This is a genomic window from Ramlibacter pallidus (assembly GCF_015070875.1).
In the GTDB taxonomy this organism is placed as follows: domain Bacteria; phylum Pseudomonadota; class Gammaproteobacteria; order Burkholderiales; family Burkholderiaceae_C; genus Ramlibacter; species Ramlibacter pallidus.
In genome coordinates, this window is the sequence record NZ_JADDIV010000004.1 from 349084 (window position 1) to 365509 (window position 16426).

At 68.3% G+C, this 16426-nt stretch carries 17 protein-coding genes; 12 read left to right on the plus strand and 5 right to left on the minus strand.

Going from position 1 to position 16426, the window contains the following annotated elements; all coding sequences use genetic code 11:
* The first annotated feature begins 25 nt into the window (after positions 1-25).
* The 6 genes from IM787_RS14885 to IM787_RS14910 all read left to right on the plus strand — a co-directional run bounded on the left by IM787_RS14885 (position 26) and on the right by IM787_RS14910 (position 4956).
* The gene (locus IM787_RS14885) at positions 26-1303 is read left to right on the plus strand and encodes a YeaH/YhbH family protein (RefSeq protein ID WP_193677463.1); all 1278 of its coding nucleotides are present in this window, start codon (positions 26-28) and stop codon (positions 1301-1303) included.
* A complete protein-coding gene (locus tag IM787_RS14890; RefSeq protein ID WP_193677464.1) occupies positions 1300-2850 on the plus strand; it encodes a SpoVR family protein in 1551 nt (516 codons plus the stop codon). The genes IM787_RS14885 and IM787_RS14890 overlap by 4 nt, the downstream gene beginning before the upstream one ends.
* Before the next feature lie 193 nt (positions 2851-3043).
* The gene (locus IM787_RS14895) at positions 3044-3946 is read left to right on the plus strand and encodes an SDR family oxidoreductase (RefSeq protein WP_193677465.1); all 903 of its coding nucleotides are present in this window, start codon (positions 3044-3046) and stop codon (positions 3944-3946) included.
* Between the two features lie 20 nt (positions 3947-3966).
* Entirely contained in the window at positions 3967-4260 is a 294-nt protein-coding gene (locus IM787_RS14900) for a hypothetical protein (protein ID WP_193677466.1), read from the plus strand.
* A gap of 86 nt (positions 4261-4346) precedes the next feature.
* Positions 4347-4538 carry a hypothetical protein gene (locus IM787_RS14905; RefSeq protein ID WP_193677467.1) on the plus strand — a complete coding sequence of 64 codons (192 nt, stop codon included), beginning with the start codon at positions 4347-4349 and terminating at the stop codon, positions 4536-4538.
* Between the two features lie 67 nt (positions 4539-4605).
* A complete protein-coding gene (locus IM787_RS14910) occupies positions 4606-4956 on the plus strand; it encodes a VOC family protein (protein ID WP_193677468.1) in 351 nt (116 codons plus the stop codon).
* An 86-nt stretch (positions 4957-5042) separates the two neighbouring features.
* Here the strand turns inward: IM787_RS14910 and IM787_RS14915 are convergent, their stop codons facing one another.
* From IM787_RS14915 to IM787_RS14935, 5 genes are all read right to left on the minus strand, one after another.
* On the minus strand, positions 5043-6089 hold the full coding sequence (locus IM787_RS14915) for a response regulator transcription factor (protein ID WP_193677469.1): 1047 nt from the start codon (positions 6087-6089) through the stop codon (positions 5043-5045).
* A 40-nt stretch (positions 6090-6129) separates the two neighbouring features.
* On the minus strand, positions 6130-7473 hold the full coding sequence (gene gdhA / locus IM787_RS14920) for an NADP-specific glutamate dehydrogenase (RefSeq protein ID WP_193677470.1): 1344 nt from the start codon (positions 7471-7473) through the stop codon (positions 6130-6132).
* 81 nt (positions 7474-7554) lie between these two features.
* Positions 7555-8667: a 5-methyltetrahydropteroyltriglutamate--homocysteine S-methyltransferase gene (locus IM787_RS14925; RefSeq protein WP_193677471.1), complete on the minus strand. Its 1113-nt coding sequence runs from the start codon at positions 8665-8667 to the stop codon at positions 7555-7557.
* A gap of 137 nt (positions 8668-8804) precedes the next feature.
* On the minus strand, positions 8805-9761 hold the full coding sequence (locus IM787_RS14930) for a PDR/VanB family oxidoreductase (protein WP_193677472.1): 957 nt from the start codon (positions 9759-9761) through the stop codon (positions 8805-8807).
* Positions 9762-9765: 4 nt separating this feature from the next.
* Complete coding sequence (locus tag IM787_RS14935; protein WP_193677473.1) at positions 9766-10809, minus strand: Rieske 2Fe-2S domain-containing protein; 1044 nt, start codon at positions 10807-10809, stop codon at positions 9766-9768.
* Between the two features lie 136 nt (positions 10810-10945).
* Here IM787_RS14935 and IM787_RS14940 point away from each other — a divergent pair, with 136 nt between their 5' ends.
* The 6 genes from IM787_RS14940 (at position 10946) to IM787_RS14965 (ending at position 16423) form a co-directional block, all read left to right on the plus strand.
* Positions 10946-11665, plus strand: a complete 720-nt coding sequence (locus IM787_RS14940; protein WP_354004419.1) for a GntR family transcriptional regulator — start codon at positions 10946-10948, stop codon at positions 11663-11665.
* Between the two features lie 165 nt (positions 11666-11830).
* Entirely contained in the window at positions 11831-13003 is a 1173-nt protein-coding gene (locus IM787_RS14945) for an ABC transporter substrate-binding protein (protein WP_193677475.1), read from the plus strand.
* 109 nt (positions 13004-13112) lie between these two features.
* Complete coding sequence (locus IM787_RS14950) at positions 13113-13976, plus strand: branched-chain amino acid ABC transporter permease (protein ID WP_193677476.1); 864 nt, start codon at positions 13113-13115, stop codon at positions 13974-13976.
* Positions 13973-14938, plus strand: coding sequence for a branched-chain amino acid ABC transporter permease (locus IM787_RS14955; protein WP_193677477.1), 966 nt, complete (start codon positions 13973-13975; stop codon positions 14936-14938). Before IM787_RS14950 ends, IM787_RS14955 begins: the two co-directional genes overlap by 4 nt.
* Entirely contained in the window at positions 14935-15726 is a 792-nt protein-coding gene (locus tag IM787_RS14960) for an ABC transporter ATP-binding protein (protein WP_193677478.1), read from the plus strand. The genes IM787_RS14955 and IM787_RS14960 overlap by 4 nt, the downstream gene beginning before the upstream one ends.
* Entirely contained in the window at positions 15719-16423 is a 705-nt protein-coding gene (locus IM787_RS14965; RefSeq protein ID WP_193677479.1) for an ABC transporter ATP-binding protein, read from the plus strand. Before IM787_RS14960 ends, IM787_RS14965 begins: the two co-directional genes overlap by 8 nt.
* Positions 16424-16426 lie beyond the last annotated feature (3 nt).

The following is a 16426-nucleotide window of genomic DNA, read 5'->3' on the forward strand; positions in this document are numbered from 1 at the left end:
CAACAGAAGCGGGGGCGAGCGGTCCATGCTCCACCAGGTCATCGACCGCCGTCTCTCGGGCAAGAACAAGTCCATCGGCAACCGCGAAAGGTTCCTGCGCCGCTACCGCGAGCAGATCAAGGAAGCGGTGCGCAAGGCGGTCGGCGACCGCAGCATCACCGACATGGAAGAGGGCGCCGACATCACGCTGCCCAGGCGCGATGTGTCGGAGCCCACCTTCGGCCATGCACCCGGCGGCAGCCGCGAACTGGTGCATCCCGGCAACCAGGAATACGTTCGCGGCGACCGCATCCAGCGGCCGCAGGGCGGCGGTGGCGGCGGTTCCGGCGGCAGCGGCGCCTCGCAGGACGGGCAGGGCGAGGACGACTTCGTCTTCCGGATCACGCGCGAAGAGTTCATGAACTACTTCTTCGACGACCTCGCGCTGCCCCGCATGATCCGCACGCAGCTGCTGGCCGACGTGCCGGAATGGAAGCTGCGCCGCGCCGGCTTCGTCTCCGAAGGCAACCCGACCAGCCTGCACGTGGTGCGTTCCATGCGCGTGGGCCTGGCCCGCCGCATCGCGATGGGCGGCGACGCGCGCGCCGAGCTGAAGGAAGCCGAGCGCCAGCTCGAGGACCTGGAACGGCGCCCGGAAGGCCCGCCGCCGGAGGTCGAAGTGCTGCGCAAGCGCGTGGCCGAACTGAAGGAGCGCCTCAAGCGCGTCCCCTTCCTCGACCCTTTCGACCTGCGCTACCGCAACCGCGTGCGCGAGCCCAAGCCGACCAGCAAGGCCGTGATGTTCTGCCTGATGGACGTCTCGGGTTCGATGGACGAGTCGCGCAAGGACCTCGCCAAGCGTTTCTTCATCCTGCTGTACCTGTTCCTCTCGCGCCACTACGAGAAGACCGAGGTGGTGTTCATCCGCCACCACACGCAGGCCGCGGAAGTCACGGAAGACGAGTTCTTCCACGCCACCGAAAGCGGCGGTACCGTCGTGTCGAGCGCGCTCACGCTGATGAACGACATCATCCGCGCCCGCTACATGGGCAGCGAATGGAACATCTACGGCGCGCAGGCGTCCGACGGCGACAACTGGCAGCAGGACTCGTCCAAGTGCCGCGAGCTGCTGGACCACAAGATCCTGCCGCTGGTGCGCTACTACGCCTACGTGCAGGTGGCCGACGAGGACCAGAACCTGTGGGAGGAGTACACGCGCGTGCGTGACGCCAACCCGCAGTTCGCGATGCAGAAGATCGTCACGCCCTCGCAGATCTTCCCGGTCTTCCGGGACCTGTTCAAGAAGAACCCGGTGCCCGCATGAGCGAAGCTGAACTCCTGACCGTCTCCGACGCCGAAGCGACGGGCAAGCGGCCGCGCCTGCCCAGCCCGTCCGACTGGAACTTCGAGCTGATCGAGCTGTACTTCAACGAGATCCGCAAGACGGCCGAACGCTTCGGGCTCGACACCTACCCGACGCAGCTCGAGCTGATCACGGCGGAGCAGATGCTCGACGCCTACGCCTCGGTCGGCATGCCGGTGAACTACCGCCACTGGTCGTACGGCAAGCACTTCATCCAGAGCGAGAAGAGCTACCGCCGCGGCCACATGGGGCTGGCCTACGAGATCGTCATCAACTCCGACCCCTGCATCGCCTACCTCATGGAGGAGAACACGATGCCGATGCAGGCGCTGGTGATGGCGCATGCCTGCTTCGGGCACAACTCCTTCTTCAAGGGCAACTACCTGTTCCGCATGTGGACGGACGCCAGCTCGATCATCGACTACCTGGTCTATGCCAAGAGCTTCGTCGCCGAATGCGAGGAACGCCACGGCATCGAGGCGGTCGAGCAGACGCTGGACGCCTGCCATGCCCTCATGAACTATGGCGTCGACCGCTACCGCCGGCCGCAGAAGATCTCGATGGTGGAGGAGGAGAACCGCCGCAAGGACCGCGAGGCCTACCTGCAGCAGCAGGTGAACGACCTCTGGCGCACCCTGCCCACCAAGGCGGGCAAGCAGGCCAAGAAGGAGGCGCGCCGCTTCCCCGAGGAACCGCAGGAGAACCTGCTGTACTTCATCGAGAAGAACGCGCCGCTGCTGGAGCCCTGGCAGCGCGAGATCGTGCGCATCGTGCGCAAGGTGGCGCAGTACTTCTACCCGCAGCGGCAGACGCAGGTGATGAACGAGGGCTGGGCCACGTTCTGGCACTACACGCTGCTCAACACCATGTACGACGAGGGCATGCTCTCGGACGGCTACATGATGGAGATCCTCTCCTCGCACACGAACGTGGTGTTCCAGCCGCCGATCACGCACCCGGCGTACAGCGGCATCAATCCTTATGCGCTGGGCTTCGCGATGTTCACGGACATCCGCCGCATCTGCGAGAACCCGACCGACGAGGACCGCGAGTGGTTCCCGGACATCGCGGGCAGCGACTGGATCAAGACGCTCGACTACGCGATGCGGCACTTCAAGGACGAAAGCTTCATCGGCCAGTACCTGTCGCCCAAGCTGATGCGCGAGATGCGCATGTTCGCCGTGCTCGACGACGCCGCCCAGAGCGAACTGGAGGTCGCCGCCATCCACGACGACAACGGCTACCGGCGCCTGCGCGAATCGCTGTCCCGCCAGCATGACCTGGGCTGGCGCGAGCCCAACATCCAGGTGTGGAACGTCAATGCCCGCGGGGACCGTTCGCTCACGCTGCGCCACATCCGCCACAACGACCGTCCCCTGGACAACACGGCCGAGGAGGTGGTCAAGCACGTGGCCAAGCTGTGGGGCTTCCGCGTCCGGCTGGAAAGCGTGGACAGCCATGAGCGCGTGATGCAGCACTGGGAAGTGACGCCCCCGCAGCATCATTGAGCGCATGCGTCATTCCCGCGCAGGCGGGAACCCAGGGCATCGGAACAGGGGCGCGACGCGCCCCTTTCCTTTGGGAAGCGCCCCGGGTCCCTGCCTCCGCGAGGATGACGGGACCTGGGGCGGTGATGACGGGGTGGCCGGGTGGGGGTGCGTGGATGTGCCGCTGTCAAAATGCAGGCAAAGGAGGGAACCGATGTTCTCCAACCAGCTTTTCGCGGGCCAGCGCATCCTGGTCACCGGCGGCGGCACCGGCCTCGGCCGCGCCATGGCGGAGCGCTTCCTCGCCCTCGGCGGCGACGTCGCGATCTGCGGCCGCCGCAAGGCCGTGTGCGACGAAACGGCGGCGGCCTGGCGCGAGCGGTTTCCCGGCCGCCGCATCGACACCTTCGGCGTCGACATCCGCGTGGCGCAGGCGGTCGAGGAGATGGTGCAGTCGCTGTGGGAAAGCGGCGGGCTCACCGGCCTCGTCAACAACGCGGCCGGCAACTTCATCGCGCCGACCGAGAGCCTGTCGCCCCGCGCCTTCGATGCCATCGCCAACATCGTGTTCCACGGCACCTTCTACGTGACGCAGGCGGTGGGCCGGCGCTGGGTGGCCGAAGCGAAGGAAGGGCGCTGGACGGCCGCGTCGCCGTACCGCAGCGTCATGAGCATCATCACGACCTGGGTGGACAACGGCAGCCCGTACGTCGTGCCGTCCGCCATGAGCAAGGCGGGCATCGACGTCATGACGAAATCGCTCGCCGTCGAATGGGCGAAGCACGGCGTGCGGCTGAACGCCGTCGGCCCCGGCGAGATCCCCACCGAAGGCATGAGCAAGCGGCTGAACCCGGGCGAGGAGCCCGGTGCGCGCAGCAAGGCGCGCAACCCGATGGGGCGCCCCGGCCGCATGGAAGAACTGCAGAACCTCGCGGCCTTCCTGATGGCGCCGGGCCAGTGCGACTGGCTCACCGGCCAGAGCATCATGATGGACGGCGGGAACGCACTCGCCACGGGTGGGAATTTCTACGAGCTGCGCGACTGGAGCGACGGGCAGTGGCAGGAAGCCAGGGAGCGCATCGAGGCACAGAACGCCAGGGACAGGGCGCAGCGCTGAACGCCGGGACCTCGCCGCAAGTGGGACCGCGCCTGCGCAGGCCCGGGCTGGTGCTGCTGGCCCTTGCGCTGGTGCTGCTCGCCTACTGGCTGGTGCTCTTCACGAACTGGGGCCGGCCGTACCACGGCGGCACCTACGTCGGCGTGGTCTTCGTGGGTTCGGTGGAGGTCCTCGCCGCCGCGGCCTGCCTGGAGGTCTTCCGCGCCGAGGCGTTCGTGCCGGTGCGCGCCCTGGCCGGCGCCCTCGGCGTGCCGCTGGTGCTCGTGTTCCTGCTCACGCTGTGGTACCTCGCACGGATGTATCTCGCCATGTAAGGGCCATGGCGTGCACGCCACACCGCGCTTGGCGCGGCCCGGAGCGGAGGCTATAACTCCTCTTCAGCAGTACCAAGGAGGTCGCCATGCGCGAATGGTCCGATTCCGTCCAGCAGTATCCGCAGGACAACGCCGCCAACTACGTCAACGGCCGGTTCGATCCCGAAGCCGCCGAGGCCTTGCGGGCCCGCTACCGGCAGCAGACCGAGCTGCAGGCGCGCCTGGCCGCCGAAGCCCGCACGATCGCCCAGCGACACAAGCCGCACGGCGTGAAGTAGCGGCCGTGCCTTTCCGCCCCCGCGGTTCTGCGCTACGCTGCGCGGCCGAAGGGGAAGGGAGAGGGCCATGCTGCCGATCTGCGTCCAGACCATCCACGTCCGCGAGCTTGCCGCCGCGGTGCGCTTCTACCAGTCCGCCCTCGGCTACGAGGTGAAGGCCACCTACGGGGCCTGCATCGTGCAGCTGAAGACCGGCGCCACGACCCTCATCCTCGAGGAGATCGAGCCTGGCGGGGAACCCGCCGTGCCGGCGACCCTGCTTTCGTTCGAGACGAAGGACATCCAGTCCGACTTGCGGAAGGTCTCTGAAGCGGGCGGAACCGTGCTGGACGCCTCGCCGCGACGCTGTCCGGTGGGAAGGTTCGCGGTGTTCCAGGATCCGTCCGGCGTGCAGCATTCCCTGCTGCAGTTCGATTGATTCCGGGCCAGGTGCCCAGCCGCGGTGGGCGCCTGGGTCTGGATCGTGGGCGCCGTGCTGGTCTGGTACCTGCGCCGCTAGCGCCGTCAGGCCGGCGCCGGGCCGGTGATCTCGACGACGGTGTCGCCGCGCGCCGTGCGGCCGCTGCGGCCGGTGCTGGCGTGCTCCTGCAGCACCTTCGCCATGGCTTCGGACGCCACGATGCGCCAGCCCGTGCTGGCCGCGTATTCCTCCAGCGTCGCCACGGTGTTGACCGCATCGCCCGGCACCAGGGCATGGCCCTGGTCGCCGTGCAGCCCGTCGGACAGCGCCACGAGGGCAACCGGTCCCTGGTGCAGCGCCACGCTCACGGGGCGCTCGCGCGGCGCCGCCTTCGCCAGCGCGATGGCCGCGCGCAGCACGCGCAGTTCGGGCGGCGTGGTCTTGGTGCCCTGGTCGGCGAACACCGCCATCAGCTTGGTTCCGTAGGGGAGCACCTGGGTGGCGCCCCAGAGGTAGAGCGTGTCCCGCGCGGCCTGCTGCGCCTGCTTGACCCGCTCGATCAGGCCGTCCTCGGAAGGGGCCGCGCCGCCGCTGACCAGGTCGGCCAGCAGCACGAAGGCGTTGTCGTAGTGCAGGTCGGTCGCGGCATTCGCCTGGCTCCAGCGGGCGTTGATCTCCCGCTGCAGCTTGGTTTCGTACTGCCGGCTGAGCGTTTCCTTCTGCTGCTCGAGCGCGTTCTCCACGACGTCCGTCATGGACCCGCGGAAGGCTTCTTCCTGCATGTGCCGCCGCTGCAGGACGGCCGCCACGGCCTCGCACAGTTCGTCCGGGCGGTACGGCTTGGTCAGGTAGTCGTCGGCGCCGGCGGTCATGCCCTGGCGCATGTGCTGCCGGTCGGCCATGGCCGTCAGCAGGATGAAGGGCACGGTGACCAGGTCCGGGTCGGCACGCAGGGCGGCCAGCACCTCGTAGCCCGTCATCCCCGGCATCATCACGTCGCACACGATGATGTCCGGTCGCTCCTTGCGGGCCGCCACGACGCCATGCGGGCCGTCGTGCGCTTCCCGCACCTCGTGTCCCGCCTTCTTCAGCGCGAAGCCCGCGATGAACCGCTGGGCCTCGTCGTCCTCGATCAACAATACGCTTGCCATTGCCGCATTCTCGCCCGGACGGTGCCCGGCAGGGAAGGAATCAGATCACGCCTTGCGCAAGCATGGCGTCGGCCACCTTCACGAAACCGGCGATGTTGGCGCCGTCCACGTAACTGATGCTGCCGTCCTCGCGCTGGCCATGGCGCACGCAAGCCTTGTGGATGCCGCGCATGATGTCCAGCAGGCGCGCGTCGACCTCCTCGCGGGGCCACGACAGGCGCATGGCGTTCTGGCTCATTTCCAGGCCCGAAGTGGCGACGCCGCCGGCGTTGCTCGCCTTGCCGGGCGCGTACAGCACGCCGGCCTGCTCGAACACCTCGACGGCCGCCAGCGTGGAGGGCATGTTGGCGCCCTCGGCGACGCACAGCACGCCGTTCTTCACCAGGGTGCGGGCGTCCTCTTCGTCCAGCTCGTTCTGGGTGGCGCAGGGCAGGGCGACGTCGACCTTCACGCTCCAGGGCTTCGCGCCGCCGTGGAAGCGGGCCTTGGTGCGCTCGGCGTACTCGCTCGCGCGGCCGTACAGATGGTTCTTCACCTCCATCAGTTCGGCCAGCTTCGCCGGGGTGAAGCCGTCCTCGTCGACGACGGTGCCGCTCGAGTCGGAGACAGTCACCACCTTGGCGCCCAGCGCCATCGCCTTCTCCACCGCGTACTGCGCGACGTTGCCGGAGCCGGACACGCTGACGCGCAGGCCTTCGAAGTTGCGGCCGGCGCGCTGCAGCATCTCCTGCGCGAAGTAGACGGTGCCGTAGCCGGTGGCCTCCGGCCGGATCAGCGAGCCGCCGTACGACAGGCCCTTGCCGGTGAAGACGCAATCGGCGCGGTTGGTCAGCTTCTTCATCATGCCGTTCATGAAGCCGACCTCGCGGCCGCCGACGCCGATGTCACCGGCCGGCACGTCGGTGTCGCCGCCGATGTGGCGGAACAGCTCCGTGACGAAGGCCTGGCAGAAGCGCATCACCTCGCCCGGGCTGCGGCCCTTGGGGTCGAAGTCGCTCCCGCCCTTGCCGCCGCCCATGGGCAGCGTGGTCAGCGCGTTCTTGAACGTCTGTTCGAACGCGAGGAACTTCAGGATGGACGCGTTGACCGAGGGGTGGAAGCGCAGGCCGCCCTTGTACGGGCCGATCGCGGAGCTGTGCTGGATGCGGTAGCCGCGGTTGACCTGGACCTCGCCCTTGTCGTCGATCCAGCTCACGCGGAACTGGATCAGGCGCTCGGGCTCGACCAGCCGGTCGAGCAGGCCCTGTTCGGCGTACTTCGGGTTCTTGCCGATGAAGGGCCAGAGGCTCTCCATCACTTCGCTGACGGCCTGCAGGTACTCGGGCTGGCCGGGGTTGCGGCTGGCGACGTTCGCCAGGAAATCGTGGACGCTCTGGTATTTCACGGGTGCGGGAGGAGACAGGGGGGAAGCCCCCCATTCTGCCTCCGTGCACCAAATGAGTGCCTAAGGACTACGTCCGCGGCGTCAGTTGCCGCCCCACATTTCCCGTGCCGTCTCGATCACCAGGCGCAGCTTGTTGCGCTGGTCTTCCACGGCGATGTTGTTGCCGTGGACGGTGCTCGAGAAGCCGCATTGCGGCGACAGCGCCAGCTGCTCCATCGGCGCGTACTTGGCGGCTTCCTCGATGCGGCGCTTGAGGGCGTCCTTGCTTTCCAGCTGGCCGAACTTGGTGGTCACCAGGCCCAGCACCACCGTCTTGCCCTTGGGCAGGTAGCGAAGCGGGCGGAAGTCGCCGGAGCGCTCGTCGTCGTACTCCATGAAGTACGCGTCGATGTCCATTTCCTTCAGCAGCGCCTCGGCGACGGGCTCGTAGTTGCCGGCGGCGGCGTGCGTGCTCTTGAAGTTGCCGCGGCACAGGTGCATGGCCAACAGCATGCCCTGCGGCTTCTGCGCCACCACCTTGTTGATGAAGGTGGCGTAGCGGTGCGGCAGTTCGTTGGGGTCGTCGCCCCGCTGGCGCGCGGCTTCGCGCATCTTCTCGTCGCACAGGTAGGCCAGGTTGGTGTCGTCCATCTGCACGTAGCGGCAGCCGGCTTCGTACAGCGAGCGCAGCTCGTCGCCGTAGGCCTTGGCCACGTCGTCGTAGAACGCCGGGTCCAATTCGGGGTAGGCGTCCTTGCTGATGCCCGCGCGGCCGCCGCGGAAGTGCAGCATGGTGGGCGAGGGGATCGTCACCTTGGGCGTGCGGCCGGCGGAGACCTGCGACTTCAGGTACTCGAAGTCGGCCTTCTGGATGTCCTTGGCGTGGCGCACCTTGTCGATCACGCGGATCACGGGCGGCGCCAGTTCCTCGGTGCCGTCCGGCTTGCGGATGGTGACCGGGATGTCGGTCTTGACGCCACCGAGCTGCTCGAGGAAGTCGATGTGGAAGTAGGTGCGACGGAACTCGCCGTCGGTGATGCTCTGCAGGCCGACGTCCTCCTGGAACTTCACGATCTCGGTGATCGCCTTGTCTTCCACCCGGCGCAGCTGCTCGGGCGTGATCTCGCCCTTGGCCTTCTGGGCGCGGGCTTCCAGCAGGTACTGCGGCCGCAGGAAGCTGCCGACGTGGTCGTAACGGGCGGGGAGTTGCATCATGGTTTCTTGTCTCTCTCTCGGTGAACGCGCAATGTTAACGGTCTTGCTCCCTCTCCCCTCTGGGGAGAGGGCTGGGGTGAGGGGCAGGCCGCGGTGCCCCTCACCCTACCTTCTCCCCAGGGGGGAGAGGGAAAGGCTTAGAGGTCCAGCACCAGCAGCGGCGACTTCGCCCGCGAGCAGCAGGGCGTGAACTGGTCGTTGGCCGCCTTCTCCTCGTCCGTGAAGTACAGGTCGCGGTGGTCGCACTCGCCCTGCAGCACGCGCGTGATGCAGGTGCCGCAGACCCCTTGTTCGCACGAGGTCAGGATCTCGATGCCATGTTCCTGCAGCGCGTGCACCACCGTCTGGTCGGCGGGGATGTCGTACACGGCGCCGCTGCTGGCGATCTTCACCTGGAAGGCGCGGTCGCCGGTGGTGTCCTGCGGTGCCGCGCCGAAGTACTCCAGGTGCACCTGCTCCTGCGGCCAGCCGAGGCCTTGCGCCGTCTTCACCACGAAGTCGATGAAGCCCGTTGGCCCGCAGACGTAGAGGTGCGTGCCGGGCTGCGGCGCTCCCAGTTCCGCCGCCAGGTCCAGCTTCTGCGCGGCCTCGCCGTCGTCGAAATGGAAGCGCACGCGGTCCGCATAGGCGGATGCGCCGATCTCGTCCCGGAAAGCGGTGCGTTCGGCCGATCGCGTGCTGTAGTGCAGGGTGAAGTCCGCCCCGCTCGTCGCCAGGCGCTGGGCCATCGCCAGCAACGGGGTCACGCCGATGCCGCCCGCGAACAGCAGCGTGCGCTGCGCGTGCACCAGCGGGAAGTGGTTGCGCGGCTCGCTGATCAGCAGTGTGTCGCCTTCCTTCAGCGCCTCGTGCATGGCGGCCGAGCCGCCGCGCGAGTTGGCGTCGCGCAGCACCGCGATGCGGTAGCGGTGGTTCTCGGCCGCGTCGTTGCACAGCGAGTACTGGCGCGTCAGCCCGCCGGGCACCTGCACGTCGATGTGCGAGCCGGCGGAGAACGCGGGCAGGGCGCCGCCGTCGGGCCGGGCGAGTTCGAAACTGGCGATGTCCAGCGCTTCCTGCTTCCTGCGCAGGACCTTCACGGGGATCTGGGCCATGGCGTCAGGCCTGCAGCGGCGGCTGCTGTTCGGCGGCGACCAGGCGGTCGATGATGCGGCGCGACTGGACGCCGCCGGCGTCGATGTTGAGCATCAGCAGCCGCCGGTTCGGGTGCAGCGACAGGTTGCGCTGCTGCGCCTCCAGCACCGCGGTGTCTTCGGCGAACACCTTGGCCTGGCCGTCGCGGATCTGGGCGGTCAGGTTGGTGTCGCGCACGTTGAAGTTGCGCGCCATCCCCCAGAAGTACCACATGCTCGTCTCGGTCTCGGGCGTGAGGAAGTCGACCACCACGCTGGAGACCTTGTGCTCCGGCGGCGCGTCGTAGCCGCCCTTGCCGGCGTGCGCCACGCCGACTTCGATCATCACGTGGCTGGGCGGGTAGAAGTGGCACACCTGCCAGCGGTCCACCGGCACGTCGTCGGCCAGGTTGTTGCCGCGCAGGTTGGCGCGCCAGAACGGCGGCGCCATCACGTTCTGCATGTAGCGGCTGGTGACCACGTGGTCGCCCTCGGCCTTGGTCGTGACGGGCGCTTCGTCGATCTCCTTCTGGCCGATGCTGGACACGTGCACGTAGGTCTCGTGCGTCAGGTCCATGAGGTTGTCGACCATGAGGCGGTAGTCGCAGGCGATGTGGTACAGGCCGCCGGCATACGTCCACTCGGGGCTGACCGCCCATTCGAGGTGGTGGATCTTGGCCTCGTCGGCCAGCGCCGGGTCGCCGGGCCAGACCCAGACGAAGCCGTACTTCTCCACCACCGGGTACGACTTGACCTTCGGGAAGCCCTGCACCCGCTGGCCGGGCATCGAGATCGTCTTGCCGTCGCAGCCCATGACCAGCCCGTGGTAGCCGCACACCAGCTTGCCTTCGCACACGGTGCCCAGCGACAGCTGCGCGCCGCGGTGCGGGCAGAAGTCTTCCACCGCGGCGGCGCGGCTGTCCTCGCCCCGGTAGAAGGCGATCTTCTCGTTGCAGATCGTGCGGCCCAGGGGCTTGTCGTTGATCTCGTCGGGCATGCAGGCGACGTACCAGGCGTTCTTCGGGAACATGGGGCGGATGCGGGAAGTGGAGGGGATTGGCGCCCATTGTATACAGCGATTCCGGCCTCCAGGCCCATCCGCACAGGGAAGAAGTGGATTGACCAGGCCCGGATCGGTCCCATAATCCACGTCCATGTATACAGAAATGAGCGCCCAGGTCCGGGCGCAGGTCCGCCTGCGGGAGCTGATCCTGTCCGGCGAACTGCCGCCCGGCTCCCGGGTCGCGGAGCTCGCCATCGTCGAGCGGCTCGGCGTCTCCCGCACGCCGATCCGCGCCGCGCTGCTGCGGCTGGAGCAGGAAGGCCTGATCGAATCGCTGCCGGGCGGCGGCTATGCGGTGCGCTCGTTCTCGGAGCGCGACGTGTCGGATGCGATCGAGCTGCGCGGCACGGTCGAAGGCCTGGTCGCCCGCACGGCCGCCGAACGCGGCGCGCCGGCCGAAGTGCTGGACGAGGCGCGGGCGGTGCTGCGCGACATCGACCAGGTGCTGGCCCGCGCGGCGCTCGACGACGAGTCCTTCTCCCGCTACGTCGAGCTCAACGGCCGCTTCCACGTGCTGCTCGGCGAACTGGCGGCCAGCCCGCTGCTCGCGCGCGAGATGGAGCGTGTCGCGAGCCTGCCGTTCGCCTCGCCCTCGGCCTTCGTCATCGCCCAGTCCAACACGCCGCAGGCGCGCGACATGCTGATCGTCGCGCAGGACCACCACTGGCAGGTGCTGGCCGCGATCGAGGCGCGGGAGGGTTCGCGGGCCGAGGCGCTGATGCGCGAGCATTCCCGCATCGCGCAGCGCAACCTGCGCGCCGTCGTCCAGAGCCAGGAACACGACCGGATGCCGGGCGTGCGCCTGATCCGCAAGCGCGGGTGAGCGCAACGGTGCTCCATAATCATCTCCGAATATCGGCCCCATCGTTATAGAGAAAGCGGATACCTGTTAGACCGGCCCCCGCGTATGCGTGGCACCGCGTGCCGCGCAGAATCCGCGGGTCGCAAGGCAGGACCGCCTGCGTCCACCCACTCCCTCGGAGACCCCATGCAAAAGCGAACCCTGCTGAAAACCGCCGCCGCCGTCGCCATGCTCGCCACGGGCAGCGTTGCCCTGGCGCAGAGCGCCCCGTTCAAGATCGGCCTGATCCTGCCGATGACCGGCCAGCAGGCCACCACCGGCCGCCAGATCGAGGCCGCCGCGCGCCTGTGGATCGCGCAGAACGGCGACACCGTCGCCGGCCGCAAGGTGCAGCTGATCGTCAAGGACGACACCAGCGTGCCGGACGTCACCCGCCGCGTCGCGCAGGAACTGATCGTCAACGAGAAGGTCGACGTGCTCGCCGGCTTCGGCATCACGCCGTCCGCGCTGGCGGTGGCCCCGATGGCCACGCAATCCAAGACGCCGCTGGTGGTGATGGCCGCCGCCACCTCCAGCATCACGGAAGCCTCGCCCTACGTCGTCCGCACCAGCTTCACGCTGCCGCAAGCCGCGGTGGCCATGGCCGACTGGGCGCCCAAGAACGGCATCAAGACGGTCGTGACGCTGGTCACCGACTACGGCCCGGGCCTGGACGCCGAGAAGTTCTTCAAGAGCCGCTTCGAATTCAACGGCGGCAAGGTGCCCGAGACGCTGCGCGTGCCGCTGCGCAACCCGGACTTCGCCCCCTTCCTGCAGAAGGTGCGTGACATCAAGCCCGACGCGCTGTTCGTGTTCGTGCCCTCCGGCGCGGGCGCCGCGGTGATGAAGCAGTTCGGCGAGCGCGGCATGGACAAGGCCGGCATCAAGCTGATCGGCACCGGCGACGTGACGGACGACGACCAGCTCAACGACATGGGCGACGTCGCCCTGGGCGTGGTCACCTCGCACCACTACTCGGCCTACCACCCGTCCCCCGCCAACAAGAAGTTCGTGGCCGAATTCCAGAAGGCCAACAAGGGCCTGCGCCCGAACTTCATGGCCGTGGGCGGCTACGACGGCATGCGCGTCATCTACGAAGCGCTCAAGAAGACCGGCGGCAAGGGCGGCGGCGACGCGCTGCTGGCCGGCATGAAGGGCCAGATCTTCGAAAGCCCGCGCGGTCCGGTCTTCATCGACGCGCAGACCCGCGACGTCGTGCACAACATCTACCTGCGCAAGGTCGAGAAGAAGGACGGCCAGCTGCACAACGTCGAGTTCGACGTGCTGAAGGACGTCAAGGATCCGGGCAAGACGAAGTAAGTTTGCATTCCTCCTTCCCCCTCTGGGGGAAGGTCGGGATGGGGGCGCTCCCGGCGTGCGCCCCCACCCCAGCCCTCCCCCAGAGGGGGAGGGAGAAGAATCCCACCCCATGCTCACCATCCTCTTCGACGGCATCGCCTACGGCATGCTGCTGTTCGTGCTGGCGGTCGGACTGGCCGTCACCATGGGCCTGATGAATTTCATCAACCTGGCCCACGGCGCCTTCGCCATGGCCGGCGGCTACATCACCGTGCTGCTGATGCAGCGGCTGGACGTGCCCTTCCTCCTCAGCCTGCCGGCCGCCTTCATCGGCGCCGCGCTGCTGGGCGCGGTGCTGGAACGCACGCTCTACCGGCCGCTGTACCGCCGCGCGCACCTGGACCAGGTGCTGTTCTCCATCGGCCTGGTCTTCATGTCGGTCTCGGCCGTGGACTACTACGTCGGCTCCACGCAGCAGATCATGCAGCTGCCGCAATGGCTCAAGGGCCGCACCGAGATCGGCTCGCTGGGCATGGGCCACTACCGCCTGTTCATCATCGCGGTGTGCGCGGCGCTCACGCTGGGCCTGCAGTACATCCTGGCGAAGACCCGCTTCGGCAGCCGGCTGCGCGCCTCGGTCGACGACCAGCGCGTGGCCGCCGGCATGGGCATCAACGTGAACGTGGTGTTCCTTTCCACCTTCGCCTTCGGCTCCGGCCTGGCCGGCCTCGGCGGCGCGCTTGGCGCCGAGGTGCTGGGCCTCGACCCCTCCTTCCCCCTGAAGTTCATGATCTATTTCCTGATCGTGGTGGCCGTTGGCGGCACCTCCTCGATCACCGGCCCGCTGCTGGCGGCGCTCCTGCTCGGCATCGCCGACGTGGCCGGCAAGTACTACATCCCGCAGATGGGCGCCTTCATCGTCTACGCGCTGATGATCGTCATCCTGCTGTGGAAGCCGCACGGCCTGTTCGTGCGCCAGGGAGGCAAGGCATGATCCCCGCGCAGACGAACCTGCTGCGCAATGCGCGCATGAAACCCTGGGAGCCGGTGGTCTGGCTGCTGCTGTTCGCGGCGCCGACGCTCTTCCCCTCGCACGCGGCCATCGTCAACGAAGTCGCCATCGTCGGCCTGTTCGCCGTGTCGCTCGACCTCGTGCTCGGCTACACGGGCATCGTTTCGCTGGGGCACGCGGCCTTCTTCGGCATGGGCGCGTACACGGCGGCGCTGTTCTGCAAGCACGTGATGCCGGACCCGCACCTGGGCCTGCTCGCGGGCATTGCGACGGCGACGGTGCTCGGCTTCCTGGCCAGCTTCACCATCCTGCGCGGCACCGACCTCACGCGGCTGATGGTCACGCTGGGCATCGCGCTGATCCTGTTCGAGCTGGCCAACAAGCTCGACTGGCTCACGGGCGGCATGGACGGCATCCAGGGCCTGATGTTCTCCCCTGTGCTGGGGAAGTTCGAGTTCGACCTGGCCGGCCGCACCGCCGCCTACTATTCGCTGACCGTGCTGCTGCTGGTGTTCCTGCTGGCGCGCCGCATCGTGCATTCGCCCTTCGGCGCCACGCTCAAGGCGATCCGCGACAACCGCCTGCGCGCCATGGCGATCGGCATCCCGGTGCATTCGCGCCTGGTAGCGGTCTACACGGTGGCGGCCGCCATGGCGGGCGCCGCCGGCGCGCTGTTCACGCAGACCTCCGGCTTCGCCTCCATCGACGTGTTCGAGTTCCACCGCTCCGCCGACGTGATGCTGATGGTGGTGATCGGCGGCGTCGGCTGGCTCTATGGCGGCGTGCTCGGCGCCGTGGTCTTCAAGCTGATGCAGGACTTCCTGTCGCAGATCACGCCGCAGTACTGGACCTTCTGGCTGGGCCTGTTCCTGGTCGTGCTGGTGCTGGTCGGCCGCGACCGGCTGCTGAAACCCTGGACGTGGTTCCGCAGGGGGCAGGCATGAGCGAGGTCGTCCTTTCCTGCCAGGGGCTGGTGAAGCGCTTCGGCGGCATCACGGCCACCAACAACGTCACGCTGGACCTGAAGCGCGGCGCACGCCATGCGCTGATCGGCCCCAACGGGGCCGGCAAGACCACGCTGATCAACCTGCTGACCGGCGTGCTCGACGCCACCGAAGGCCGCATCACGCTGGAAGGCCAGGACATCACGGGCCTGGCGCCGCACCAGCGCGTGCGCCGCGGCATGGTGCGCACTTTCCAGATCAACCAGCTGTTCGCCTCGATGACGCCACTGGAGACGCTGGCGCTGGTCGTGTCGCAGCACCGCGGCCACGGCGCGCGCTGGTGGAGCCCGCTCGGCAAGGATGCCGGCGTCGCCGAACGCGCGCAGCAGCTGCTGGAGCAGTTCCACCTGGCCGAAGTGGCCAACCAGCGCACCGAGCACCTGGCCTACGGCAAGCGCCGCCTGCTGGAGATCGCCATCGCGCTGGCCAGCGACCCGCGCGTGCTGCTGCTCGACGAACCGGTGGCCGGCGTGCCCGCGGGCGAGCGCGAGGAACTGCTGCAGACCGTCGCCGCGCTGCCGGCCGACGTGTCGGTGCTGCTGATCGAACACGACATGGACCTGGTCTTCAGCTTCGCCAAGCGCATGACCGTCCTGGTCAACGGCACGGTGCTCACCGAAGGCACGCCGGAGGAGATCGCCGCCAACCCGGAAGTGAAGGCGGTGTACCTGGGCCACGGCGACGAGATCAACGAGGCCGTGCAGGCCGGGGAGCGCGCGCATGGCTGAACTCCTGAAGGTGGAGAAGCTCAGTGCCGGCTACGGCGAAGCCGTGGTGCTGCACGACATCTCCTTCGCGCTGCCGGAAGGGCAGACGCTGGCGCTGCTCGGTCGCAACGGCACGGGCAAGACCACGCTGATCAACACGCTGGCCGGCGCCACGCGCCAGCACGGTGGCACGATCTCGCTGGCGGGCGCGGCGCTGCACAAGCTGGCCTCGCACCAGCGCGCCGCCGCCGGCATCGGCTGGGTGCCGCAGGAGCGCAACATCTTCAAGTCGCTCACGGTGCACGAGAACCTGACGGCGGTGCAGCGCGCGGGCCGCTGGACGCCGGAGCGGGTGTACGAGATGTTCCCGCGGCTGGCGGAGCGCAAGGGCAACCTGGGCACGCAGCTGTCCGGGGGCGAGCAGCAGATGCTGGCCATGGGCCGCGCGCTCGTCGTCAATCCGCGCCTGCTGCTGCTGGACGAGCCGCTGGAGGGCCTGGCCCCCATCATCGTGAGCGAGCTGCTCAAGGCGATCTCGCGCATCACGCGCGAGGAGGGCCTCTCGGCCATCATCGTGGAACAGCATCCGCAGGCGATCCTGGCGATCTCCGACCAGGCGATCGTGCTGGACCACGGCACCATCGTGCACGCCGACAGCGCGGCGACGCTGCGCCGCTCGCCCGAGTTGCTGGACCGCCTGCTGGGTGTGGCACGATAAGGC